Raw genomic sequence first — 22729 nt, 5'->3', positions numbered from 1 at the left:
GCTTAAATAGAATAGTTAAATTATCTCATATAAAAAAGATTAATTATATGCCGGATTTAAGGATTGAGGAACAGGTAGGCGGAATCGTAGTCGGAGTTGATGAAGCGGGCAGAGGTCCCTTAGCAGGTCCGGTGGTTGCAGCGGCTGTTATAATTTGCAACCCTGCATTATTAGGACAAGTAAATGATTCTAAAAAACTTTCAAAGCTTAAGCGGGAAAAACTTTTTAGCTTAATAAAGGAAAACGCGGAATATGGAATAGCATTGGCAAGCGTTGAAGAAATTGATGAGCTGAATATTTTACAGGCAACCCTGCTTGCAATGCGCCGAGCTATAGGATTGATAAAAATAAAATTTGATAATATTCTTATCGATGGCAATATCTCTCCTTATAAAAAACACGAAAATATATTTCCGATAGTCGGAGGGGATGCTAAATCGTTATCTATCGCTGCCGCCTCAATCTTAGCTAAAGTCACTAGAGATGGTATTATGAATGGCCTTCATATGTCCTACCCTCATTATGGTTGGGATAAAAACTCAGGTTACGGAACTAAATTACATATTGAAGCAATTAAAACATCAGGCATAACAACCCATCATAGAAAAACATTCCTGCGAAACATCTCTCGTTAACCATTTGTTAACTATTTATAGAATAGTATAATTATAAATTAGCGAGCAGGAATGCTATGCAAAGCATAGAATCAAATAAATATAATAGTTTAACGACTAAAATTAATGATTATAAGCCTGGTGCTCTAGACTTCTTCGGGTATGATATAAGCGGTAAAAGAAAAAAACTTATTAAGGATCTGATTGAATCTTTAAAAGAGATAAGAGAAGAGGATTTAGCACCTTATTTGGAAAGCCTAAAGAAAAGCTTGCACCAAAGGAGAATAGATCAGGATATATCCCTAGGTGTTTTTTTAAATGTGCTTAAAGAAAAAGATTATGATTTTAACGAGGTGGATAAGTCTATAAAGAGTCTGCTTAAAGCAGGAGAGCGCCCATACCATGATGTAAAATTAAATTTTGAGCTAAGCCGAGAAGAGCAGCAGATAATAAAAAATATACTTGATAAAATCAAATCCTCTTCTTCAGTAAAGATTGCAATTGAAGAAGTAATAAATGATTGGCTTAAACGCAATATATTTAATTTAAATAAATTACAGCCTAAAAACCAACTTGGATATGAGCAAAAAGTTTTGAGAATATTAAAAGATATTTCTCAAGTCATTAATCCTGAAGCAAAACAGGACTATACAACAATTCCTGAAAAATTCTCTTTAAATAGAGAAAATACTCCTAATGTAGAGGGAGAACTAATTGAAGTGATTTGCTTATATGTTGCTAAAAATGCTACCTTGAATCAACCGGAAGATTTTATTAAAGAAAGGGCAAAGCTGATAGAGTCATTGCCTACGGATTTAAAAAAACTTCATATAGACTATTCTAAGCAAAGTATTCTGCAAGTAAACAGCTTGAGGTTATTAAAGGTATTTCAGAAAACCAAAACCATTGAGAAATTATCCTCCTCACTACTGGAGATATTCCAAGACGAAAGCCTTTACAGCACTTTTAAAAAGCATATAGCTGAGATTACAACTATAGAGCATGGTAAGCTAAAATGGAAAAATGAATTTACCAAGGAATTACTTGAAAGCAATGAATTTCAAAATTTGATTAGAGAAACGCTAGTTGGAGCAAATCTTGAAGCAAAGGAATACCCGAAGCTGTTTAAAAAAATAGAAACTTTTAGTTATAAAGCAAAACCCTTAGATGTTCCTGAAAGCTTAGCTACTAAAAATGCTACCGGAAGAGGAATATAAATTTTAAAAGCGTATATTCTGTATAAGTAGCCATTTCTTAAGTTATCACTGCATGCTCAAATAGCAAAATGGTTAGGAATTTCAACTAATATAATTAAACTGAAAAAGAATTGCCACAACCGCATTTTGCAGCCGCATTAGGATTCTTTATTACGAAGCTTGCACTTCCTAAATCCTCTTCAAAATCCAGCATAGAACCTTTTAAAAGTTCTAAAGACATATCATCAATCAATACCTCTGCACCGTTTAAAGAGTAAGTCGTATCTTGTGGTGAAGGTGTAGCATCAAGCACGAATTGGTATTGAAAACCCGAGCAACCACCCCCTAAGACTCCTATCCTTAATTTTAAGTTAGGATCACCTTCTAACTCTTTAAGCCTAAGAATTCTTCTAGCAGCAGCTTCACTTAATGTAAAATCTTGAACCATATATAAAAAGCATAACCCCTAAATGGTGCGGCTGAAAAGACTTGAACTTTCAATCCCTTTCAGGAACAACGACCTCAACGTTGCGTGTCTACCAATTCCACCACAGCCGCATATTTGTGAAATAATATATACCATAAGTGAATGAATCTTTGCAAGGCTTATAGCTTAAAAATTTAATTAGCAGCGGTTTTTTTATAATTTTAACTTTAGTTTAGTCGATATGATTATCACCACCTTCAAGAATTTCTTTTTTAAGATTAACTGAAGACTTTTTGCCTATTTTATCAAAATTCTTTTCTAACCAACTCTCTGCCTCTATGCGCCCTAAGTCACGAAGGTTGGTTAATGATATCCAACTCGCATCAAATTTTGTTGAGATATCAAAATCATGCAAAGCCTCATCAGCACGTATTGAGTGCATAAGAATATGGCGTAGTTTGTGCTGGTACTCATCTTTTATCCATCCTTCTTCAATCATTTTATTAACAAAAGCGACCGCCCTAAACTCATGCAATAAAGAAGCATTAAAAGTAATTTCATTAATCCGGTTCATAATTTCGCTTGCTTCGGTCGGGAGTTTGCTACGAACTATAGGGTTAATATGCACAACAATTACGTCTCTGGTAGTGCCTTCGTAAAATAGAGGGAAAATTGCAGGGTTTCCAATATAGCCGCCGTCCCAATAGTATTCGTTTTTTATTTTTACCGAATGGAACAAATAAGGCAAACATGCTGAAGCGAGTATTACATCCAGGGATAATTCTTTATTATCAAATACTTTAACTTTGCCGGTACGAACATTGGTCGCACTAATAAATAGCTTAGTGCAGTTGCATGATTTCATTTCTTCAAAGTTAACCGTTTTCTCAAGCACGTCCCGAATAACGTTTACATTATTAGGGTTAAATTGATATGGAGAAACTACATGGCTCATCGCATCAAATAGATTAAAAGTCCATTTTTTCAATATATCATTAAAAAAAGGAGGGAATTTAGGAGCAAGCGATCCGACTGATTGGCTAATATTATACCAAAAATTATGTAGTGCTTCTCTCGCCCCCTCTCTTCCCCCTTTCATTTTACCGTATGCATAAACCACGGCATTCATAGAACCTGCACTTGTTGCACACATGCCGTCAACTGATAAGCGCCCGTCTTCAAGTATCTTATCCAATACCCCCCAGGCAAAAGCTCCATGTGCACCTCCGCCTTGTAGAGCCATATGAACTATTTTTTGTTTCTTCTCCATAATCTTTTTTCCTATATTTTAGCTTGTTTTAGCGTGCTGTCCATCCGCCATCAACCGGAAGTGCTGTTCCGGTAATCGATCTTCCTGCTTCACTACATAAAAATAAAACCGTATTTCCTATATCTTCAATTGTGGTGAACCTTAGCGAAGGTTGCTTCTCACTAAGTAAATTTTGAGTTGCTTCATCAATTGTAATGCCTTCATTTTTAGCTCTATCTTCTATTTGTTTTTGAACGAGGGGGGTATGTACCCATCCCGGGCAAATTGCATTGCAAGTAACATTCAGAATAGCATTTTCAAGAGCGACTACTTTAGTTAGGCCTACTATGCCGTGCTTAGCTGCAACATATGCTCCCTTGTTCGCTGAAGCAACCAGGCCATGGGCGGAAGCTATATTTATAATTCTTCCGAATTTTCTTTTTTTCATACCGGGTAAAGCAGCCTTAATCGTATGAAAAGCACTTGATAAATTTATGGCTAAAATAGCATCCCATTTATCATCTGGAAATTCTTCTATAGGGGAAACAAATTGAATTCCGGCGTTATTTACCAGTATATCCAAGCCACCTAATTCAACTTCAGTTTGTTTAATCATTTCTCTAATTTGTTCGGGTTTACTCATATCAGCGGATGAATAAGAAACCTTAATATTAAATTCTTTTGATAAGTCGGTTTTTAGCTTTTCAACATCTTCTGCCTTCCCTAAGCCGTTTAGCATAATATTAGAGCCCATTTCAGCAAGTTTGTGTGCGATGCCTAACCCTATCCCGCTTGTTGACCCTGTTATAAGCGCAACTTTTCCTTCTACCATATATCCCCCTTTTTTCAGTTTTATTTAATTATTTATTTAAAATAATTAAAATATATCTCCTTAATATTATTGTAATATAATTAATATTTATAATAAACAATTAATAATCTTTAAATTATTTAAATTTTAAAAAACTTCTATATTGTGTTAGGCTACGGCTTACTGTAAAATTGTTTAAAATTAATAATTAGTTTTTTCGGATATGAAAAAAATATTTTGTATTATAGTACTCTTAGCTCTTTCAGCATGTGGACCTATGTATGAGACAAGGAAAAATTATATACCTCCACAAACCGAGGCCGGAAGGTTTTGCGCAAATCAATGTTTAACCGAGCTTAATAATTGTTATTTCAGATGCGAGCAGGATAAAGCAAACTGCCAGACGGTAGAAGATATTAAGCGCTATACTGAAACTATTATTAAACAAAATAGTAAAAACTCGGATAACTTTAATGATTTTCCAATATCTCCTAGATCGTGTTCGGATTACGACTGTAAAATGAGATGTGAACAGAACAGAGATTACTGTCATACTAATTGTGGCGGACAAATTCAATCTTTTAAAGTGTGCACTGCATTTTGTAATTAATTTATTCGGTTGATTAAATATGGATCATATAGAGGTTCTTACCCTATATGTATAATTATTTGATAAATAATTATATCAGCATTAATTAAAGTAATCTCGGGGGAGTATAAAAAAACCCTCATGTTTTAAAATAATGTTTAGAATCCTAAATGTTGTGTATCAGAATCTAGCTTTTGCTCAATCATTTGACGTACAAAGCTACCTCTATTATGAGATTTAATTTGAGATTTAGGAAATATACAAAACTTAGCTTGTTCAGTTACTTTACTCATAATATCGCTTACTCTGTTCATATGATCCACATTTGCTGCATCTGTAGCAAAAGATAAAATAAAACGAGTGAGTTCGCATGGTATATTATTCCTATTTTGCAGTTGTGTTTCCAATCGTTGCTGGACATCTTTACAAACTAATTTTAAATTGGCTAACTCTTGAGCAATCCTAAAATGCTTTTCCATGTCCATATATGGCTCAAGCTTATAATTATTGATAGTTTCGCTTCTTTTTGGTTCCGGAATAAGTTCCAATAGTTTATTTAAAAGTTTTGTATATCCATGATTGGCAGCGGTTGTTAGGACAAGATCTGTTTTAGCATGGCTTAATATTTCATCTCTCTTGTTATCGGAAACATGTTCGAGTATTAAATCAAATATTTTTGCATTACCGCTCTGAGCATTTGCTAGAAAAACCTGATTACCCCATGCTTGAATCATTTCCTCTTTTTTATTTTGATCAGGAGTTGATTCTAGTAATAGCTCAACTATTTCTATATGGTTATATCTAACGGCCTCTATAAACATTAAATCTTCCTGAGCATGAATCATCACCTCTCTTTTTGTTTGGTCAGGAGTAATATCCAGCAGCAGTTGCACTATTTCTTTATTACCACTAGCGCATGCACCAATAAAACCCCTATTATCGTGTGCATGAATCATCTCCTCTCTTTTTGTTTGGTCAGGAGTAAGATCCAACAGCAGTTGCACTATTTCTTTATTACCACAAACACATGCCGCTATAAAAGCAAAATTTCCATGAGAGTAAATCATTTCTTCCTGAAATTCTTTGCTGGTCAAAGATAATAAATGATTAACTACTTCGATGTTACCATCAATACAAGCGGATATAAAAGTTTTACTAAATAGTGTCTTGTCATAACCTTCTTGTACATTAAACTTTGAGTAATGATGTTTAATTGCTTCAATTCTTTGGTTATTACTTAAATTTGTTAAACCTTGCTTCATACTAATACTTTATAATTATTAACTAATAACAAATTTGTAATAAATCTATTGTTAGTTGTATAGTAAAATCAAGTTAATTGTATTAAGTCGCAATTACAAAAGCATAAATACTAAATTTGTTTTATTAGTAGGATTATATAAAAAAAACTCCTAAGAAACAATGCCTTAGGAGTTTTGAATATTAGTAATAACCTTTAAAGATTATAAACTTATTTTCCGGCCTTTTGCGGTTGGCAAACTAAGCACATTTCGTTTACTGCATCAGAAGCTCTTTTATTTAAAATATCAAAAACTTCAAGAGAGGCTTTTGAAGACATCTCCATCATTTCACGTACATTGCTTGTAAAGTTATGTATAACATCATTCATGCAATTCGAATGAGCTTGTTGCATTTCCTGCATATTCGGGTTTACAGAGCAATCTTTTAAACATTCAAAGCTCTTTTGTGCGGAATTTTGAGCTATTTCCGTATTTCTTCTAGATGCAGCTTGCATTCCTTCCATCCAAACTTGGTTGGCAGCAGTTAAAGCTTCCACATTTTTGCTTACTGTTCCTTTAAATATGTTTAAATCCATCGGTTGGAAATTACCCATAAAATTTGTAAAAGAGTTTTTAAAGTTGTTAGCTACCATGATATACCCATTATTAGTATTTATTTTATAAATTTATCATAGCATATTTTTTGTGCAATGCAACATGCAACCCCTAAATATTTTAAATAAATACGTAAGTAGCTAATTATTATATAATTAAACCATAAAGACTATTTTGAGTAGCTTTTTCTATTTTAACATTTACGGTAGTTCCGATTATACTATCATCATTGTACTCAACCAGAACTGTTTGTAGGTAAGGTGTTTTTCCGTGATACCTATTTTGCTGCCTACTCTTACCGTCAATCAACACAGGCATTATTGAATTTGCTTTGCTTTTATTATACTCAAGATGTTGTTGGTTTAATAATTCCTGTAGTATATTAAGTCGTTCAGTTTTAACTTCTTCTGGAATTTGGTTCTCAAGCACCGCAGCGGCTGTTCCGGGACGAGGGCTATATTTAAACGAGTAAGAAAGCGCAAAATTTACCTGTCTTATTAAATCTAAAGTATCTTCAAAATCTTGGTTGGTTTCGCCGGGGTAACCAACGATAAAGTCGGAAGAAAACGCTATATCCGGGCAAATCTCTCTATACTTAGCAATAACTTCAAAATAATATTTTCTATCATGCTTTCTATTCATAGCTTTTAAGATGCTATCCGAGCCTGATTGCACGGGAAGATGTAAAAACGGCATTACTTTAGAATGATTAGCGTGCATCTCCATTAAATTCTCATCAAGCATATCATTAGGGTGGGAGGTAGTGTATCTTATTCTTTCCAGTTTATCTATTTCAGCTAACCTTTTTATAAGTTTGCCTAATCCCCAAATTTCTCCGTTTTCCATTTCAGCATGATATGCACTTACGTTTTGCCCGAGCAAAGTAATTTCTTTAACTCCTAAGGAGACAAGTCTTAATGCTTCTCTATAAATTTCTGGTACCGGTCTGGAGTATTCGGCTCCTCTGGTAAACGGCACGCAGCAGAAACTACAAAATTTATCGCAGCCTTCCTGTACGGTTAAAAATGCAGTTACTCCTCTCTCTCCCGATTCTTCAGGTAAAGAATCAAATTTAGAGTTAAGCGGAAACTCTAAATCTATTGCCCAGCCGGTTTTTCTCTTAGCTTTTTCGATTAACTCCGGCAGATTTTGATAAGATTGAGGGCCGACTACTATATCAACATACGGCGCGCGCTTAAAAATTTCCTCACCCTCAGCTTGAGCTACACAACCGGCAACCGCAATCATCATGTTTTCACCTTTTGCAGCCTTTTCTTCCTTGCCTTTTCTTATCCTTCCAAGCTCTGAATAAACTTTGTCAGTTGCTTTCTCTCTAATATGACAAGTGTTAAGAATAACTAAATCAGCATTTTCTGGTTCTTCGCTTAGCTCAAAGCCATGGGGTTTCAACAAATCACCCATCTTCACCGAGTCATAAACATTCATCTGGCAACCGTAGGTTTTAATATAGAGTTTAGCCATTGGGATATTTTGATAATTAGTTCATATAATGTTTTTGCATTTTAATTGAAACTAAGCTTTAAGACAATAGATTCCTTATTCAACTTGTCTATTGCTCTTTATGGTGGTAAAGTTCAACTAAGATTTAATGATTTTCTATTTAGGAATTTATGGAGTTCGAGCTTGCAATTGTAAAAAGCAATATTGAGAAGTCTATCTCGCTTCTTAGGAGGTATCTTTGACTGGGACAATGCTGAAGCTCGCCTCACTAATTTAACTAAAGAATGCGAAGACCCTGAGTTATGGAATAATACTGCTAAAGCGCAAAAGTTGCTGCGAGAAAAAAGCTACTTGGAAAACTCAATAGCTACAGTTAAACATATCGAAAAAGAAACAGCTAACCTTATAGAGCTTTTTGTACTTAGTGAATTAGATAATGACCAAAGTACTATTAATGAAGTAAAAAAAGAGCTTCTAGTATTAGAAAAATCAGCAAAGCAAAAAGAAATTGAATGCTTATTTTCAGGAGAAGCGGATCATAATGATGCATTTTTAGAGATTCACTCGGGTGCCGGAGGAACGGAAAGCCATGATTGGGCTTCGATACTTTATAGAATGTATACGAGATGGGCTGAGAAGCATAAGTTTAAAATTGAACTTGTAGATTATCTTGCCGGGGAAGAAGCCGGAATTAAAACTGTTACCATGAAAATTACGGGAGAAAATGTTTACGGTTGGTTGAAGACAGAGAGCGGGGTACATAGACTAGTTAGAATCTCTCCATTTAATGCAGCCGGCAAAAGGCACACCAGCTTTGCAAGCGCATGGGTCTTCCCGGTGATTGACGATTCTATTGAAATTAGCATAAATGAATCAGATTTAAGGATAGATACTTTTCGTTCTTCAGGCGCCGGGGGGCAACACGTAAATACCACGGATAGTGCGGTAAGAATTACTCATATACCGAGCGGAATCGTGGTTTCATCACAAACGAACAGATCGCAGCATAGAAATCGTGATGAATGCATGTCAATGTTGAAATCCAGGCTTTATGAGCGTGAACTTAAGAAGAAAGAAGAGAAGATCAACCAGATGAATGCAGCAAAAACCGATATCGGGTGGGGGCATCAAATTCGTTCATATGTACTGCAACCATACCAAATGGTTAAAGACCTAAGAACCGGCTATTCTTCTCCTGAACCTTCCGCGGTACTGGATGGTGAGCTTGATGAATTTATATTAAGGAGCCTTGAAGCTAAAATGTCCGGCCAAGGTTTGGAACCGCAATTTGATACTGAATAAAACAAATGACTATTATCTCGAGATTACCAATTGTTAAAGGAAAATATAGAGAGCAGGCGGAATTAGCTAAAATGTGCTGGTTCGGGGTAGGAGGCAAAGCTGAAGTTTTGTTCATCCCGGAAGATCTACAAGATTTAGAGCTGTTTTTAAAAAGCCAACCTCTTGGTTTAGCAATTAATATAATAGGAGTCGGCTCTAATCTATTGGTGAGGGACGGAGGAATCGGAGGTGTAGTAATTAGGCTCGGCAGAGGCTTTAACTATATAGAACATAATACTGACTGTATAATTACGGCGGGTGCAGCAGTTCTGGATTTAAATCTCGCTTTATACACCAGAGAAGCAGCGATCACCGGACTGGAGTTCTTTTCCGGTATTCCAGGGACAGTCGGAGGAGCGCTTGCTATGAATGCAGGTGCTTACGGTAATGATACTGCATCAGTATTGATTGAGGCAACCGCAGTTAACCTAAAATCCGGCGAGGTAAAAACCTTTAAAGCTGAAGAAATAGGTTATTATTATCGTGGTAAAAATTTAAGCAATGATTGGATTTTTACAGAAGCTAAATTTCAAGGAAAACCGGGTGAAATAGAAAAGATCGCTGAAAAGATTGATGAGATTCAAAGCCAAAGGTCATCAACCCAACCTATAAAAACTAAAACCAGCGGTTCAACATTTAAAAACCCTATGCGAGGTGATAAAGCCTGGCAATTGGTAGATAAAGCAGGTTGTAGAGGCCTGCGTATTGGTGGCGCTCAAGTATCCGAAATGCATTGTAATTTTTTTATAAATATGGGCGATGCTACTGCACATGATTTGGAAAGCTTAATTAAAGAAGTGCAGTCAAGAGTACTAACTATTTGTGGTATTAAATTAGAAGAGGAAATAAAGATTATCGGTGAGGCTTAAACCTTGTTTCAGACTTGATTTTTCGCATATTTAATATAACCTACAAAAGTATATTTTAAATTTTTATAACGCATTTTGCATGGAAGCTGTTAAGTTTTTCTTTAAATCATTTTTTCTAACCGAGATATTTAAAGGCCTTTACATAACTCTTACTTATATGTTTAAAAAAAAGGTAACCTTAAGTTATCCTTATGAGAAAGGATACTTAAGTTCCAGATTTAGGGGAGAGCATGCTTTAAGAAGATATCCGAACGGGGAAGAGCGTTGCATTGCCTGTAAGCTTTGTGAGGCGATTTGTCCGGCACTTGCAATTACCATAGAAGCCGAGGAAAGAGAAGATCATAGCAGACGTACTACCCGTTATGATATTGATATGACTAAATGTATCTATTGTGGTTTATGCCAAGAAGCTTGCCCGGTTGATGCCATTGTTGAAGGACCGAACTTTGAGTTTTCTACCGAGACTCATGAAGAGCTTTTATACAATAAAGATAAGCTTATAAATAACGGTGAAAAATGGGAGCAGGCTATCGCTCATAATATTGAGAAGGAAGCCCGATTTAAGTGAGATTCATATTAGCTGACAAACATAAAATATAATTATTTATTATGCTTTAAGTAATTAGCTTATATATTATGCTTAAAAGTTAAAACGTTAAAAACTAGGGAAGTTTATTTAGAATGCAAAGATTATTCGGAACAGATGGTATAAGAGGAACAGCAAATCAATACCCCATGACTGCTGAAATTGCGATGAAATTTGGTATGGCAGCGGGCACATATTATAAAAAACCGGGACATCGCAATCGAGTAGTAATTGCGAAAGATACCAGGCTTTCAGGGTATTTAATTGAGCCGGCACTCACTTCAGGGTTCATAAGTGTCGGTGTGGATGTAATTCTGGTCGGTCCTATGCCGACACCTGCGGTTTCAATGCTTATCAGATCACTTAGGGCTGATTTGGGCGTAATGATTTCGGCATCGCATAACCCTTATTTTGATAATGGATTAAAGTTATTTGATAGCAAAGGATTTAAACTTTCCGACGAGTGTGAAGACAAAATTCAGGAGATGATTTTAAATGCGAATATTAACCGATATCTTGTACCTCCTATAGATTTAGGAAGAGCAAAGCGCCTTGATGATGCACCGGGAAGATATATTGAACATGTTAAAAATTCTTTTAATAAGGAAAATAATCTTTCTGGCTTAAGGATAGTGGTTGATGGCGCTAACGGCAGTGCATACCATTTAGCTCCTACCATTTTATGGGAACTGGGTGCTGAGGTGGTATCAATCGGGACTGAGCCTAATGGGTTTAATATTAATGAAGCTTGCGGTTCTACGCACCCTGAAACTTTATCAAAGAAAGTAGTTGAAACAAGAGCGGATATAGGAATTGCGCTTGACGGAGATGCTGATAGGGTAGTGATTGTTGATGATAAAGGCCATATAATATCGGGAGACCATGTTATCGGCTTAATAGCTCTTCATTTACACAATCGAAAAAGACTTAATAACGATATGGTGGTAGTTACCCAAATGTCTAACGGGGCTTTGGATGAATATTTAAAGAGCCATAATATAAACACTATCCGCACGAAGGTGGGTGATCGCTATGTATTTGATGCCATGCGTAAAAATAATTGCAACTTGGGAGGAGAACAATCAGGGCATGTCATATTAAGCAACTACTCAACTACGGGCGATGGGATAGTCGCAGCTTTACAAGTGCTTTCTTTATTAGTTGAAAGCGGTAAAAAAAATGAGTGAGCTGAGCCATGTTTTTGAGCTTTACCCGCAAGTAGTTCGCAATATAAAATTTACTAAAAATAATCCTTTAGAAAATTTGAAATTGCAGGAAGAGCTTGAGAAGATAAATAAATCTTATAATGCTGAAAGGATCTTTATCAGAAAATCAGGAACTGAGAAATTAGTAAGAGTTATGGTTGAGGGTAAACAGAAAAACATTATTACTGAAGCTGCTCAAACTATAGAAACGCTAATTTCCGAGTATTGCAGCTAGTCAGTTTTGTTAGTTGCCTTAGAAATCAGATTATAAAATTCATTTGGAAATATATATTCAATTTCTACCACCTCAATAAATGTATGATATGTAAGCGGAATTTTAACTATATCTTTAGAAGTAGTAATTATCTCTAAATTAAGCTTATTAGCTAGGCCGACTATAACCTCGATTTCTTCTCTACTATAATTATGATGATCACCGAAAATAAACTTTTCAGCGCAAGTAATATTTAAAGATTTAAGAGTAGTAAAAAACTTTTCGGGTGAAGCAATCCCGCACAAAGCTATGAAAATTTTATCTTGTAATCGTTCTGAATTTTTAACTATGGTTTTAGCAGTGAAGGTGGGGAGTTTAGTATTTATTATATTTGTTTTGCCATCCCCTGTATAAACTATACAATCAGCTTTTTTTAAAGCTAGGCTTAAACTTTCCCTTAAAGCTCCGGCCGGTAATAATTGATGATTACCTAAGCCGTAATTACTATCAATTACTAAAATAGAAAAATCTTTTTCCAAAGTATAATTTTGTAGCCCATCATCCATAATAATTACTTCCGCTCCATCTCTCTGTGCCCGCAATGCAGCAAGGAATCGATCTCTATTTATATAAACGGATGCAATTTTTGATAACACCAAAGCTTCATCTCCGACTTCATATGCGGAATGATCCTGAACTAATGTTGCCTCCTTATTTGTACTTAAAGAGCCTTTATATCCTCTTGAAATGATAGCAACCTTTTTGCCTGTACTTTGTAAAAATTCAGCTATGGCAATTACGGTCGGAGTTTTACCTGCACCTCCTACTACAATATTACCTACACAGATAACCGGTATGTTCATTTTGTTTGGCTTAGAAATTATGTATTTCACATAAACAATAAAACGGTAAATAAAAGATAACGGCAGTAAACACAAGGTAAGCCAATTAAATTGCTGCCAAAATCTCGGTCTATTTAAGTTTTTCATCTTTCAAGTAGATATGTAAGGTTATTATATATTCTATCTATTAGCCCTCGTTCTTTATTTACTAACTTATAAGCATTATCCGCATAACGTTCTATTTCGCTTTCATTTTTAAATAAGAATATTATTCTTAAAGCTAGTTCTTGGTTATCTTGAACTTCAATAACTGCCTCCGCATTTTTAAATTCCTGCATAACATCGGAAAAATTAGGGTAATGTTTACCCGTGAGAATACAACAATTTAAGTGCGCCGGCTCAATAATATTATGTCCGCCCAATTTAACCAATGATGCTCCGACAAATACTAATTTTGTTAAGCGATAGAAAACCCCGAGTTCTCCGAGAGTATCTATAATGTAGATATCGGGAGATTGAGTTATGTTCGGCTTAAGAGCTTTTAAAGCGACATCTTTTGATATTTTGCATGCAAGCTTATAAACTTCCTCGCCACGGTTAGGGTGCCTGGGAATAATAATTAAGCAAATATCAGGTATCTCCTTCTTTATTTTATTATAAACATTTAATATTAATTCTTCCTCGTTTTCATGGGTGCTTGCGCATAACAAAATCTTTTTTCCAAGATAAATATTTTGTAAATGCTTTAATAAGGCTTCATCATATGCAAGGGGTGATGCATAATATTTTAAATTAGTTATCTCATCTGCTACATTATTAGAAAATAATTTTAGTTTATTATGTGAGCTTAGGGAACACGCAGCAATATAGGAAAACTTACTGAATATAAGCTTTGCAATACTTGGGATTTTGCTCCATATTTGAAATGATTTATCAGACATATTTGCATTTATAAGGGCAAGTTTAAAGCGCTTGGAAGACTCTATAATTAAATTCGGCCATATTTCTGATTCAACAAAAATACCAAGTTGTGGCTGCCAATAATCCAAGAATCTTTTTATGAATAAAGGGGAATCAAGAGGTGCAAATTGATGAATAATATTTTTAATTTTTATCGTTCCGAATATTTTTGCCGAAGTTAAAGTGCCTGAAGTAATCAGCAACTGATAATCTAATTCGGAAAACTTTTCCAATATGGGTGTTAATGCTTTCATCTCGCCTACACTTGCAACATGAAACCATATAACTTTGTTATCTTTTTTTAAACTTGCTTTACCAAATTTTTCTTTATAACGCTTAGGATCTTCCTTCTTTTTTAAAATGCGATATTGTATAATACACCATAATAATGGAGTAAGTATTACGGATAGAGCTTTGTAAATATACAGCAGCATATTAGTAATCAACCTTAAGAGAAGCTTTTTTATCTAAAGTAATCATCTGGTGAAACATTTTTTCAGCTAATATTTCATCATTGTTATCCGCTTCGGTTTCAAAGTAAATAGGCTTTCCGAATTCGATATAAATTTTAGAGAAAGGTAATGGAATTATAAATCTATCCCAAGTATTAAGTACTATTGCCGAAGAAGCGGAAAAACATAAAGGAATAACAGGTAATTTTAGTTTCGCAGCAAGTGCGGTAATGCTACCGTTAATTTTATGACGAGGGCCTTTTGGACCATCCGGAGTGATACAAATACTCCGCTTTTCTTCTTTTAAGGTTTTTAGTAGCCCTCTCATTGCGCTAACTCCTTCTCTTCTGGAAGAACCTCGCGTAGTTTTATGCCCGTAAGACTTAAGTAAATTAGCTATAAACTCCCCATCACCATGCGCAGAAACCACTGCCGTCACTTTAGGTAAATTGAGTTTAGGGAAAATAAGGATTCTACTATGCCAAATTGAAAAGATAAACTGATGGTTCTTTAGTATGTTCTTAGACTCAGGATCTTCTTTTTTGATAAATCTACAAGTAGAGAAAATTATACTGATATATAGCCTGATTATATAATTAGCCAATATTGCTATAATTTTACTTTTCTTAAGTTTTTTTAAAAACACGATTTATGAATACTTTTTAGAGGGAAAATTTCATTAGATCGGGAGAAATTCCTAAACTTTTCATTTCGTCGCTTGCTTTAGTATCCGCATTTTGTTTAGCATTATTAAAAGCAGCAATAATCAAATCTTCCAATACTTCCCCTTCTTCAGGAACCAATAAGCTTTTATCAATATTAATTTTTTTAACTTCACCTTTACAGGTAGTGGTCACTTGCACCATGCCGCCGCCGGCAGCCCCTGTAACTTCCTGGGTATCAAGCTTTGCCTGCATGTCCTGCATTTTTTTCTGAAGGGTTTTAGCTTGTGTCATCATCTGCTGAATATTCATAGTACTTATCCTTAAAAGCTTTTTGTTGTTTTGATATCAAGAATTTCCGTTTCTGTAAAGGTGTTTAATATGTCTTGTACTAAATCACTATTTACAATTTTCTCTTTTAGATTCCTTTCCTTTTCTTGCCCAATTTCATTAATAGTAGGATTAGAGCATTCCCCATCAGTAATATTGACTGACCACTTTTGCCCGGTGTGTTCATTTAAAAAATTTTGTAAAGTAAGCGGGAAGCTTTTCGGTGCATGTTCTAATAATTTAACTTTAATGTTGGGCGGAGAAAATTCCGCTATTCTTAAATCACTAATAAGGTGGTGATAGATTAACATCTCCTTTCGTTCTAAACATAACCTGGTCATATCCTCAAAGCTTGTAACGGCGGTTTTTTGCGCTACTTCATTGGGATTATCAGTATCTTCTATAGTTGTTATAGTAGTCCCGCTTCTTATTAATTCTTCCGGGGTAGGCAGCTGACTCATATATGCAATTCTAATTAATATCATTTCCAAATTAGAAAAGGGAAAGAGCGAGCTTTTCATTTCTTCCAAACCTTTTAGAAGTGTTTGCCAACACCTTGATAGAAAAGGTATTGAGAGCTTATCTGCATAGTAAGAATATTTGCTCCACTCAAATTCCGGAAAATTAAATATATTTTTAAGGTCGGCAACTTTTGTTTTTGTAACACCATGAGTTATTTCCAGTAAATCTTGAATAACTAAGCTTGGGTCAGCACCAATATCATATAATTCTTTTAAATTATTAATTATCTCTAAAGTATTGCCGTTGATCAGATTATCAAATAACTTAAAAACTAAATTTAAATCCGCAAGCCCCAGCATTCTGCGCACACTTTGCTCATCAACCGCGCCGCCGCTTAAAGAGAGCGCTTGATCAAGCATTGATAGCCCGTCTCTTACCGAGCCTTGGGCAGCATTGGCAATTAAAGAAAGGGCAGCTTTATCCCCCTTGAAACCTTCTTTAGCTAAAATGTTTTCATAATGTCGGGTGAGCTCTGCAATATCAATTCTTTTTAAATCGAAACGTTGGCATCTTGATAAAATAGTAATGGGGATTTTACGGATTTCCGTAGTTGCGAAAACAAATTTTACATGTGCAGGGGGCTCTTCCAATGTTTTAAGCAAGGCATTAAATGCACTGTTTGAAAGCATATGAACTTCATCGATAATATAAATTTTATATCTGGCCGAGAGAGGTTTATATTTTGCATTTTCAATGATCTCACGAATATCATTTACTCCCGTATTGCTCGCCGCATCAATTTCAATTACGTCTTGATGTCTATCGCCTGAAATCGCTACACAACTGTCACATACTCCGCAAGGTTGTGCAGTTTCACTTCCCTTACCGTCTTTTCCTATGCAATTAAGCGCACGTGCGATTATTCTGGCTGAAGTAGTTTTACCTACCCCTCTAATTCCGGTTAAGATGATTGCATGCGGTATCCTTTTTGAACTGATTGCATTAGTTAATGTTTGCACTAATACAGGTTGCCCGATCATATCATCAAAAGTCTTTGGGCGATATTTCCTAGCCAATGCCAGGTATTCTTTAGGAATTAATTCTTCCTCGCTGAAAAAAATGTCTTGCATTAAATAACCGATTTATAGTTATTATGCGATAATAACAGGTTTGGCTGTAACTTCAATTGCTAAAGAAATTTATGATAACACAAGCACAACTCTCGGATTTGCAGTTTAGATTAGACTGGATTCGCCTGATTAGAAGTACCAATGTTGGTTCCAGAACTTTTTGGGACTTAATAAAGATTTACGGTAACCCAAGCATTGCATTGGAGGAAATCCCTAAGTTGGCCAAGAAAGGGGGTGGAAAAAAAGAAATTATTATTCCGTCTAAATCTGCAATAAAAGAAGAAATCGCGCTTACCGAAAGCTTTGGAGCTAAAATTATTACTGCATATGATGAGATATATCCTAGCTTGTTAAAACAGATTTATGATGCACCCCCGGTGATTACGGTAAAAGGAAATGTTGATCTGTTAAAAATGGAAAAACAGGTTGCAATAGTGGGTTCAAGAAATGCTTCTTCAAACGGGTGCAGTTTTGCAAAAAATATAGCAAGAGAGCTAGGTGATAACGGGTATATAATTGTTTCAGGATTAGCTAAAGGTATAGATTATTATGCTCATCAGGGAAGTTTAGATTCCGGCACCATCGGGGTAATAGCCGGTGGTATAAATAATATCTACCCCGGGGAAAATACTAAACTATTTAATCTTTTGTATGAAAGAGGTCTGGTAATCACCGAATTTGCTTTCGGTACTTCTCCGATTGCGAAGCATTTTCCTCAGCGCAACAGAATAATTTCAGGGCTTTCTTTAGGTGTGATTGTAGTCGAAGCTGCTTTAAAATCCGGCACACTTATAACTTCAAGGTTTGCAATAGAGCAGGGCAGAGAAGTGTTTGCCGTACCCGGCTCTCCGCTTGATATGAGGTGCCAGGGAACTAATAACCTGATTAAGCAAGGTGCATATTTGCTTGAGAACTATAATGACGTAATAGAAGTGCTCGAAATGAGGAAACCTATGTTTCAAACCTCATTATTTGATAGTTCAAGTAACTTTATTACTCCCTCTCATACCCATAAAGAAGTAAGTGAAAAGGAATTGGAAATGTGGCGGAAAGCAGTGCAAGGAAAGTTGTCATATACTCCGTGTTCAATCGAAGAATTAACCAAACAGATAAAAATTCCGTTGCCTCTGTTAAACAGAATTATAGTTGAAATGGAACTTGCAGGCAAAGCTGAAAGGCTATACGGAAATAAAGTAGTGTTGCTTCATGATTGAAAAGCTCAAGGTTTATTTAAGTCTAAATGAGCGCTGCTATAAAGTATGCAACCAAAGATAAGCTTATTCCTTAGGAGAGGAGCACTGCCTTCCGGTTTGCGAACCTATACTCGGTTTATTTCCTTTTTCAAGTTCATTAAGAACTTTAGTCATAAGCTCAGGAGTAAGATCTTCATAGTAATCATCGTTAATTTGCACCATAGGTGCGTTCACGCATGCTCCTAAGCATTCGACTTCTACGAGAGTAAATTTGCCGTCGTTAGTAGTTTCTCCGATATCGATCCCAAGCTTTGTTTTACAAGCCTCGATAATTTCATCCGAGCCTCTAAGCCAGCAAGGAGTGGTTTTACATATCTGCACCAAATGCTTACCGACTGGCTGTTTGTTATACATAGTGTAGAAACTTGCAACCTCATATACCTGCATAGCCGGGATATCAAGAAGGCTTGCAATATAATCCATTGCAACTTTAGGAATCCAATTGTTGTGCTGTTTTTGCACTAAATAAAGAAGAGGCATAATAGCACTTCTTTGTTGGTTTTTAGGATATTTATCAGCTATTTTATTAGCAAGCTTTAAATTCTCTTTGGTAAATTCAAAAAAATTTGGCTGCTCAAATTCTATTTCTTTAAACATCGAAGACATCTAGTTACCTATCAATTTCACCGAATACAATATCCATACTGCCTAAAATTGCAACCATATCTGCAAGCATATGCCCTTGGCTAATATAATCTAAAGCTTGAAGGTGAGCAAATCCGGGTGCTTTAATATGGCATCTGTAAGGTTTATTAGTACCGTCAGCTACCAAATAAACTCCGAATTCTCCTTTAGGTGCTTCAACTGCAGTATAGGTTTCACCTTCAGGAACATGATAGCCTTCAGTATAAAGTTTAAAATGGTGGATTAAAGCTTCCATTGAATCCTTCATTTCAGCACGCGAAGGCGGAGCTATCTTGCGGTCAAGGGTTTGCACGGCTCCCTTCGGCAGGTTAGTTAAACACTGTTTTATAATCCTGATCGATTGCCTGATTTCTTCCATTCTGACCAGGTATCTATCATAACAATCACCATGTTTGCCGACCGGGATATCAAATTCAAGTTCTCCGTAAATTTCATATGGCTGTGCTTTTCTTAAATCCCACGGAACCCCGGATGCTCTCAGCATAGGGCCGGAAAAGCCTAAGTCCAGGGCTTCTTTCACACTTACTACCCCAATATCAACCAACCTTTGTTTAAATATACGGTTTTCGGTAAGCAATCCTTCCATATCATCTAAAGCTTTAGGAAAGGTTTCAAGGAATGCTAAAATATCTTCAACTAATTTATCATCTATATCTTTCGCAACACCGCCAGGCCTGATATAAGCGGCATGGAGCCTTGCACCGCTGGCACGTTCATAAAATTCCATCATCTTTTCACGCTCTTCAAACATCCAAAGAAGTGGAGTCATAGCTCCTACATCAAGGGCAAGAGCCGGGATATTCAGTAAATGATTTAAAATTCTGGTGATCTCGCAAAACGCAACCCTTATGTATTTAGCTCGAATCGGTATCTCACATCCCAGTAATTTTTCGACCGCTAATGCAAAGCAATGTTCCTGCGCCATCGGCGAAACATAATCTAACCTATCAAAATAAGGTAAAGCCTGTAAATAACTTTTATGTTCAATTAATTTTTCCGTCCCTCTATGAAGTAACCCGATATGAGGATCGGCACGCTCAACTACTTCACCGTCCATTTCAAGTATTAATCTTAATACTCCATGGGCAGCAGGGTGCTGAGGGCCGAAATTTATTGAAATATTTCTTTTTTCAATTTTAGTTTGCTTTGCTTCCATTAGACTCTGATGTGCAATTACCGGTTTTACCAAGTTGTAGCATATGATTTAAAAGCAATAAAGTTTATTTTTACTAGTTAACCTTATTAACCGCTAATTAATTTAACCCACCGAGTAAGTCCCTAAATACTGCAATCAACACCTCAATTAAAATTAAGTATATAATTATCAGTTCAAGGCGAGATGTATGTATATATTTAAGTTCGTTAGACATAATCTCATATAGTTCATGGACTACATTAAGCCTTTTATTAAGTATTTCAATACGAGTATGAATATCCATAAATTCAACAGCCATATCATAATAAGGCTGATATTTAGGTCTTCTCCAAAAAAACTCGGGGGTATCAAGAATTGTGCTGTGTAAATTTATAGAATTACGCTCGGCAAAAAGCTGACCTATTTTTATTGATAAGGTTTTTCTGGATAAAGATATTTTACCGGTTTTTATAATTTCATTTGGTATATGCTTGGTAGAATCAATGGTTCTATCTAAGGAGTTTTCAAACTGTACAAGTTTTGAAGCCTGGGACAAACCATAGGAAAGTGAAAGTTTTATATAAGGGTCATCAGTTTCTAAGCTAATTAAGTCGGATTCTTCATCAATAAAGGTTTCTTCATCGGAAACTTGGTATTTGCAGGAATCAACGATAAGAGAGCTTGAGGGCTCTGATAAAAAAGGAGAAATACTGGTGATAACTTGACGTTCACGGGAAAAATCCAAGCCCCATAAAGTTATACAACCATAACTGAAGATAAAAATATCGTGAGTCATATTATCCGGAAAAACTAATTTTACATACAGCACTTCAGGCTCATGTAATTTTGTTATATATCCTTGGTTGGTAAAGAACTCGGAAATTTTATGTAAATCATAGGATTCCCCGCAGCAGTAATAAGCGCATCGCATAATAATATTAAAATTAAGTTTAAATAAAATCGTTGCTTATATATACCATTATATAAGCGCCAAAACAACTTCCGTAAAATTTTTATTAACTAAGCTCAATGGTTAAGTTGATAATTCTTGTTCAAAGTTATAGTATAAGTTCAAATTTATTGAGATATGGTATTCATATGATTAACTTACTAAATCAAGAGTTGGATAAAATACATCTTTTAAAACATCCTTTCTATCAGGCATGGAGTGAAGGTAAGCTTTCTGTAGAAGTCTTGGGGGAATATGCAAAGCAGTATTATAACCAAGTTAAAAACTTCCCACGATACATAAGTAAAATTCATTCTGAATGTGATGATATAACTTCCAGGCAAGTGTTGCTCGGTAATTTAATTGAAGAAGAGAAGGGGGATGAAAATCATCCGGAGTTATGGCTTAGGTTTGCGGAAGGTTTAGGCGTTGAGCGCAGCGATGTGGAAAATGCCGAGTTAAAACAAGAGACGAGGGATTTAGTTGACGGGTTTTTTAAATTAGCTGGTGAATCTTATGCTAAAGGGCTCGGGGCTTTATATTCTTATGAAAGACAAGTGCCAGAAGTTGCTAAATCAAAAATTGAAGGCTTAGAGAAATTTTACGGTATCACAGGAGAACAAGCCTTGAAATTTTTTAATGTCCATATTTCAGCTGATGAATGGCACTCGGAAGAATGTGCAAGCTTGATTGAGAAATTATCTCCTGAAAAACAGGAAGAAGCTAAGAAAGGTGCGTTAGAAGGAGCTAAATTATTATGGCAATTCCTTGATGGTATGGTCAAGCACTGTTAATTAGGCTTTACTTTAACTCTTTCAAGAAACCGAATAGATTTATTTTTTTCCTAACCCTTAAAAGAGTTAAGTTTTTACTCCCTAATTTATCTATACCTAGTTTTGGAATAGGGTAAATTGAGAACCGGGTTCTAAGCAAAATTAGCCGGTTTTTTTAGGGTATTAAGTTTTTTTAAAAGTTCCTTGCTGGGTCTAAATTGTAATGAGCCTTTATTCCCGACCTCTAATTGCTGATTAGTTCTAGGGTTCCTTCCGACTTTAGCTGCCCTTTTCTTTACCAACATAGAGCCGAATCCTCTTAATTCAATTCTGTCACCGCATATTAATGCTACAGAGATTTCTTGAAAAAATATATTTGCTATTTCTTCTAATTTAAATAAAGGTAAATCTCTATTAAACCTTTTTAACCATGTAACTACATCTTTTTTATATAAGATCTTATCCATAGAATTTAACCTATTTGTTATCTATCATAGGTTTAACAATACATAATATAGCTGAGGTATTAAAGTTATATGTTAGGATGTATTATTAAATTAATTAGATATTTTATAAATATAAAATAAATATCGTGCTATAGTGCAGTAATATTAAAATATTGAATTTATTAAACCAAATTAGTTAGAGAGCACTATATATAAAATAAGCATAAAAGCTGAAGTGAAAATTGATTTAATTTAATGTAACCCAAGAAGGC

Annotated in this window: 23 protein-coding genes, 1 tRNA gene and 1 pseudogene; 9 read left to right on the top strand and 16 right to left on the bottom strand. The window is 35.3% G+C overall.

Going from position 1 to position 22729, the window contains the following annotated elements; genetic code table 11:
• Nucleotides 1-47: 47 nt before the first annotated feature.
• Nucleotides 48-635, top strand: a complete 588-nt coding sequence (locus I862_RS06275; protein WP_095666403.1) for a ribonuclease HII — start codon at nucleotides 48-50, stop codon at nucleotides 633-635.
• Between the two features lie 56 nt (nucleotides 636-691).
• Nucleotides 692-1831 carry a hypothetical protein gene (locus I862_RS06270; protein ID WP_038540197.1) on the top strand — a complete coding sequence of 380 codons (1140 nt, stop codon included), beginning with the start codon at nucleotides 692-694 and terminating at the stop codon, nucleotides 1829-1831.
• A 94-nt stretch (nucleotides 1832-1925) separates the two neighbouring features.
• Here the strand turns inward: I862_RS06270 and erpA are convergent, their stop codons facing one another.
• The 4 genes from erpA to I862_RS06250 all read right to left on the bottom strand — a co-directional run bounded on the left by erpA (nucleotide 1926) and on the right by I862_RS06250 (nucleotide 4318).
• The gene (erpA, locus tag I862_RS06265; protein ID WP_038540194.1) at nucleotides 1926-2258 is read right to left on the bottom strand and encodes an iron-sulfur cluster insertion protein ErpA; all 333 of its coding nucleotides are present in this window, start codon (nucleotides 2256-2258) and stop codon (nucleotides 1926-1928) included.
• Nucleotides 2259-2281: 23 nt separating this feature from the next.
• Nucleotides 2282-2368: transfer RNA gene (locus I862_RS06260), tRNA-Leu, on the bottom strand.
• Nucleotides 2369-2469: 101 nt separating this feature from the next.
• Nucleotides 2470-3507: a patatin-like phospholipase family protein gene (locus I862_RS06255; RefSeq protein WP_038540191.1), complete on the bottom strand. Its 1038-nt coding sequence runs from the start codon at nucleotides 3505-3507 to the stop codon at nucleotides 2470-2472.
• Nucleotides 3508-3535: 28 nt separating this feature from the next.
• Nucleotides 3536-4318, bottom strand: coding sequence for a 3-hydroxybutyrate dehydrogenase (locus I862_RS06250; protein ID WP_038540186.1), 783 nt, complete (start codon nucleotides 4316-4318; stop codon nucleotides 3536-3538).
• Nucleotides 4319-4520: 202 nt separating this feature from the next.
• Between I862_RS06250 and I862_RS06245 the strand changes: the two genes are divergently transcribed.
• Nucleotides 4521-4907, top strand: a complete 387-nt coding sequence (locus I862_RS06245) for a hypothetical protein (protein ID WP_148299502.1) — start codon at nucleotides 4521-4523, stop codon at nucleotides 4905-4907.
• Nucleotides 4908-5044: 137 nt separating this feature from the next.
• Here the strand turns inward: I862_RS06245 and I862_RS06240 are convergent, their stop codons facing one another.
• The 3 genes from I862_RS06240 to miaB form a co-directional block, all read right to left on the bottom strand.
• Nucleotides 5045-6148, bottom strand: a complete 1104-nt coding sequence (locus I862_RS06240; protein WP_038540179.1) for an ankyrin repeat domain-containing protein — start codon at nucleotides 6146-6148, stop codon at nucleotides 5045-5047.
• 209 nt (nucleotides 6149-6357) lie between these two features.
• Nucleotides 6358-6780 carry a phasin family protein gene (locus I862_RS06235; protein WP_038540176.1) on the bottom strand — a complete coding sequence of 141 codons (423 nt, stop codon included), beginning with the start codon at nucleotides 6778-6780 and terminating at the stop codon, nucleotides 6358-6360.
• 109 nt (nucleotides 6781-6889) lie between these two features.
• On the bottom strand, nucleotides 6890-8224 hold the full coding sequence (miaB, locus tag I862_RS06230; RefSeq protein WP_038540173.1) for a tRNA (N6-isopentenyl adenosine(37)-C2)-methylthiotransferase MiaB: 1335 nt from the start codon (nucleotides 8222-8224) through the stop codon (nucleotides 6890-6892).
• 149 nt (nucleotides 8225-8373) lie between these two features.
• Between miaB and prfB the strand changes: the two genes are divergently transcribed.
• The 4 genes and pseudogenes from prfB to glmM all read left to right on the top strand — a co-directional run bounded on the left by prfB (nucleotide 8374) and on the right by glmM (nucleotide 12439).
• Nucleotides 8374-9505, top strand: a protein-coding gene (gene prfB, locus I862_RS06225) for a peptide chain release factor 2 (RefSeq protein ID WP_148299501.1) whose coding sequence is annotated in 2 segments (ribosomal slippage) — nucleotides 8374-8442 and nucleotides 8444-9505 — 1131 coding nt in all. Because the reading frame shifts where the segments join, the coding sequence is not laid out codon by codon here.
• A 5-nt stretch (nucleotides 9506-9510) separates the two neighbouring features.
• Nucleotides 9511-10413 (top strand): UDP-N-acetylmuramate dehydrogenase, encoded by a 903-nt coding sequence (murB, locus tag I862_RS06220; RefSeq protein WP_038540171.1) that lies wholly within the window; start codon nucleotides 9511-9513, stop codon nucleotides 10411-10413.
• A 79-nt stretch (nucleotides 10414-10492) separates the two neighbouring features.
• Nucleotides 10493-10981 (top strand): NADH-quinone oxidoreductase subunit NuoI, encoded by a 489-nt coding sequence (gene nuoI, locus I862_RS06215; RefSeq protein WP_038540169.1) that lies wholly within the window; start codon nucleotides 10493-10495, stop codon nucleotides 10979-10981.
• 113 nt (nucleotides 10982-11094) lie between these two features.
• Nucleotides 11095-12439: pseudogene (gene glmM, locus I862_RS06210) on the top strand (phosphoglucosamine mutase).
• Here glmM and lpxK read toward each other — a convergent pair.
• The 5 genes from lpxK to I862_RS06185 are packed head-to-tail and all read right to left on the bottom strand — an operon-like array spanning nucleotide 12436 to nucleotide 17256.
• Complete coding sequence (lpxK, locus tag I862_RS06205) at nucleotides 12436-13407, bottom strand: tetraacyldisaccharide 4'-kinase (RefSeq protein ID WP_075260599.1); 972 nt, start codon at nucleotides 13405-13407, stop codon at nucleotides 12436-12438. The pseudogene glmM and the gene lpxK sit on opposite strands and share 4 nt — an antisense overlap.
• Nucleotides 13404-14654 carry a 3-deoxy-D-manno-octulosonic acid transferase gene (locus I862_RS06200; protein WP_038540166.1) on the bottom strand — a complete coding sequence of 417 codons (1251 nt, stop codon included), beginning with the start codon at nucleotides 14652-14654 and terminating at the stop codon, nucleotides 13404-13406. The genes lpxK and I862_RS06200 overlap by 4 nt, the downstream gene beginning before the upstream one ends.
• Before the next feature lies 1 nt (nucleotide 14655).
• A complete protein-coding gene (locus I862_RS06195) occupies nucleotides 14656-15318 on the bottom strand; it encodes a lysophospholipid acyltransferase family protein (protein ID WP_038540163.1) in 663 nt (220 codons plus the stop codon).
• A gap of 16 nt (nucleotides 15319-15334) precedes the next feature.
• The gene (locus tag I862_RS06190) at nucleotides 15335-15646 is read right to left on the bottom strand and encodes a YbaB/EbfC family nucleoid-associated protein (RefSeq protein ID WP_038540159.1); all 312 of its coding nucleotides are present in this window, start codon (nucleotides 15644-15646) and stop codon (nucleotides 15335-15337) included.
• A gap of 11 nt (nucleotides 15647-15657) precedes the next feature.
• The gene (locus I862_RS06185) at nucleotides 15658-17256 is read right to left on the bottom strand and encodes a DNA polymerase III subunit gamma/tau (RefSeq protein ID WP_052646510.1); all 1599 of its coding nucleotides are present in this window, start codon (nucleotides 17254-17256) and stop codon (nucleotides 15658-15660) included.
• 71 nt (nucleotides 17257-17327) lie between these two features.
• Here I862_RS06185 and dprA point away from each other — a divergent pair, with 71 nt between their 5' ends.
• On the top strand, nucleotides 17328-18470 hold the full coding sequence (dprA, locus tag I862_RS06180) for a DNA-processing protein DprA (RefSeq protein WP_038540156.1): 1143 nt from the start codon (nucleotides 17328-17330) through the stop codon (nucleotides 18468-18470).
• 63 nt (nucleotides 18471-18533) lie between these two features.
• Here the strand turns inward: dprA and nuoE are convergent, their stop codons facing one another.
• The 3 genes from nuoE to I862_RS06165 all read right to left on the bottom strand — a co-directional run bounded on the left by nuoE (nucleotide 18534) and on the right by I862_RS06165 (nucleotide 21220).
• On the bottom strand, nucleotides 18534-19115 hold the full coding sequence (nuoE, locus tag I862_RS06175) for an NADH-quinone oxidoreductase subunit NuoE (protein ID WP_038540153.1): 582 nt from the start codon (nucleotides 19113-19115) through the stop codon (nucleotides 18534-18536).
• Between the two features lie 4 nt (nucleotides 19116-19119).
• Entirely contained in the window at nucleotides 19120-20310 is a 1191-nt protein-coding gene (locus tag I862_RS06170; protein WP_038540152.1) for an NADH-quinone oxidoreductase subunit D, read from the bottom strand.
• Nucleotides 20311-20407: 97 nt separating this feature from the next.
• Entirely contained in the window at nucleotides 20408-21220 is an 813-nt protein-coding gene (locus I862_RS06165) for an RMD1 family protein (RefSeq protein ID WP_038540149.1), read from the bottom strand.
• A gap of 161 nt (nucleotides 21221-21381) precedes the next feature.
• Here I862_RS06165 and I862_RS06160 point away from each other — a divergent pair, with 161 nt between their 5' ends.
• Complete coding sequence (locus I862_RS06160; RefSeq protein WP_095666406.1) at nucleotides 21382-22032, top strand: CADD family putative folate metabolism protein; 651 nt, start codon at nucleotides 21382-21384, stop codon at nucleotides 22030-22032.
• 131 nt (nucleotides 22033-22163) lie between these two features.
• On the opposite strand, the gene I862_RS06155 is transcribed toward I862_RS06160, so the two are convergent.
• The gene (locus tag I862_RS06155) at nucleotides 22164-22478 is read right to left on the bottom strand and encodes an HU family DNA-binding protein (protein ID WP_038540145.1); all 315 of its coding nucleotides are present in this window, start codon (nucleotides 22476-22478) and stop codon (nucleotides 22164-22166) included.
• Between the last annotated feature and the right edge of the window lie 251 nt (nucleotides 22479-22729).

The organism is endosymbiont of Acanthamoeba sp. UWC8, from assembly GCF_000730245.1.
GTDB lineage: Bacteria > Pseudomonadota > Alphaproteobacteria > Rickettsiales > Midichloriaceae > Jidaibacter.
Note: the sequence above shows the minus strand (reverse complement) of the source record. Positions and strands in the feature narration are given on the sequence as shown.

Bases quoted from the DNA above. Each gene is read 5' to 3' on its own strand.
- I862_RS06275 (WP_095666403.1), top strand. From the start codon at position 48: ATGCCGGATTTAAGGATTGAGGAACAGGTAGGCGGAATCGTAGTCGGA.
- I862_RS06270 (WP_038540197.1), top strand. From the start codon at position 692: ATGCAAAGCATAGAATCAAATAAATATAATAGTTTAACGACTAAAATT.
- erpA (WP_038540194.1), bottom strand. From the start codon at position 2,258: ATGGTTCAAGATTTTACATTAAGTGAAGCTGCTGCTAGAAGAATTCTT.
- I862_RS06255 (WP_038540191.1), bottom strand. From the start codon at position 3,507: ATGGAGAAGAAACAAAAAATAGTTCATATGGCTCTACAAGGCGGAGGT.
- I862_RS06250 (WP_038540186.1), bottom strand. From the start codon at position 4,318: ATGGTAGAAGGAAAAGTTGCGCTTATAACAGGGTCAACAAGCGGGATA.
- I862_RS06245 (WP_148299502.1), top strand. From the start codon at position 4,521: ATGAAAAAAATATTTTGTATTATAGTACTCTTAGCTCTTTCAGCATGT.
- I862_RS06240 (WP_038540179.1), bottom strand. From the start codon at position 6,148: ATGAAGCAAGGTTTAACAAATTTAAGTAATAACCAAAGAATTGAAGCA.
- I862_RS06235 (WP_038540176.1), bottom strand. From the start codon at position 6,780: ATGGTAGCTAACAACTTTAAAAACTCTTTTACAAATTTTATGGGTAAT.
- miaB (WP_038540173.1), bottom strand. From the start codon at position 8,224: ATGGCTAAACTCTATATTAAAACCTACGGTTGCCAGATGAATGTTTAT.
- murB (WP_038540171.1), top strand. From the start codon at position 9,511: ATGACTATTATCTCGAGATTACCAATTGTTAAAGGAAAATATAGAGAG.
- nuoI (WP_038540169.1), top strand. From the start codon at position 10,493: ATGGAAGCTGTTAAGTTTTTCTTTAAATCATTTTTTCTAACCGAGATA.
- lpxK (WP_075260599.1), bottom strand. From the start codon at position 13,407: ATGAAAAACTTAAATAGACCGAGATTTTGGCAGCAATTTAATTGGCTT.
- I862_RS06200 (WP_038540166.1), bottom strand. From the start codon at position 14,654: ATGCTGCTGTATATTTACAAAGCTCTATCCGTAATACTTACTCCATTA.
- I862_RS06190 (WP_038540159.1), bottom strand. From the start codon at position 15,646: ATGAATATTCAGCAGATGATGACACAAGCTAAAACCCTTCAGAAAAAA.
- I862_RS06185 (WP_052646510.1), bottom strand. From the start codon at position 17,256: ATGCAAGACATTTTTTTCAGCGAGGAAGAATTAATTCCTAAAGAATAC.
- dprA (WP_038540156.1), top strand. From the start codon at position 17,328: ATGATAACACAAGCACAACTCTCGGATTTGCAGTTTAGATTAGACTGG.
- nuoE (WP_038540153.1), bottom strand. From the start codon at position 19,115: ATGTCTTCGATGTTTAAAGAAATAGAATTTGAGCAGCCAAATTTTTTT.
- I862_RS06170 (WP_038540152.1), bottom strand. From the start codon at position 20,310: ATGGAAGCAAAGCAAACTAAAATTGAAAAAAGAAATATTTCAATAAAT.
- I862_RS06165 (WP_038540149.1), bottom strand. From the start codon at position 21,220: ATGCGATGCGCTTATTACTGCTGCGGGGAATCCTATGATTTACATAAA.
- I862_RS06155 (WP_038540145.1), bottom strand. From the start codon at position 22,478: ATGGATAAGATCTTATATAAAAAAGATGTAGTTACATGGTTAAAAAGG.